The sequence below is a fragment of the Rhodococcus sp. P4_F3_2 genome (assembly GCF_056401335.1).
The window spans coordinates 1-722 of sequence record NZ_JBFUJN010000108.1 but is presented as its reverse complement, the minus strand read 5'-3'; the positions used below and the strand labels follow the sequence as shown (position 1 = coordinate 722).

Below are 722 nucleotides of genomic sequence, written 5' to 3'. Positions count from 1 at the left end.
GGACTATAGAATGTCGAAGTACAAAAAAGCACTCCAACAAAATAATATTATTCAAAGTATGTCCCGTAAGGGAAACTGTCTAGATAATGCCGTCATAGAGAATTTCTTTGGCTTATTGAAGTCAGAGCTTTTATACCTTCAAYAATTTAAAGATATGGACCATTTTGAGAGAGMGCTAAAAGAATATRTACAYTACTACAATAACACTCGMATTAAGGAAAAATTGAAAGGCATGAGTCCAGTCGAATACCGTACTCAAGCCAACTACGTTGCTTAAATATMAATTGTCTAACTTTTTGGGTTCAGTYCATTTCYAAGKRTTCTCTTTTTGCGTKTGTTCCGGAAAGAGTGTTTATGTGAACTAACTGCTTATAAGGTATACAGTTATAAAACAGAAAAAACCCCCATCGGTTAAGAGGCAGTTCTTCTGTTCTTGTTTAAGGGTTGTTTTTTATTAACTATAACGATGCTTTTTTGATAAAACGAGAGTAGAGATACCAATCAATACCACACCCATGACGGCTGGAGTAGTGTGGCTAACTACTGAATACAACTGACCGCCAATAATTGGTCCAATGAACCGAGCTAGAGATTGAATGCTTTGGGCTCCCCCTAGTATATGCCCTTGCTCACTGTCACTAACTGATTTTGAAAGCATACCATTAAATGATGGCCCAAAGACCGAATCACCCAGCCCGAAGAAAATCATCCCAACAATAAAG

2 protein-coding genes are annotated in these 722 nt (G+C 37.4%); one reads left to right on the top strand and one right to left on the bottom strand.

The genetic code is table 11. The annotated features are described in order from the left end of the window. On the top strand, positions 1-277 hold a 277-nt coding region (locus tag AC1DWA_RS32975), incomplete at its 5' end, for a transposase (protein WP_477917628.1). A 177-nt stretch (positions 278-454) separates the two neighbouring features. On the opposite strand, the gene AC1DWA_RS32970 is transcribed toward AC1DWA_RS32975, so the two are convergent. After that, the coding region (locus AC1DWA_RS32970) for an MFS transporter (protein WP_477917626.1) at positions 455-722 on the bottom strand (268 nt) is incomplete at its 5' end.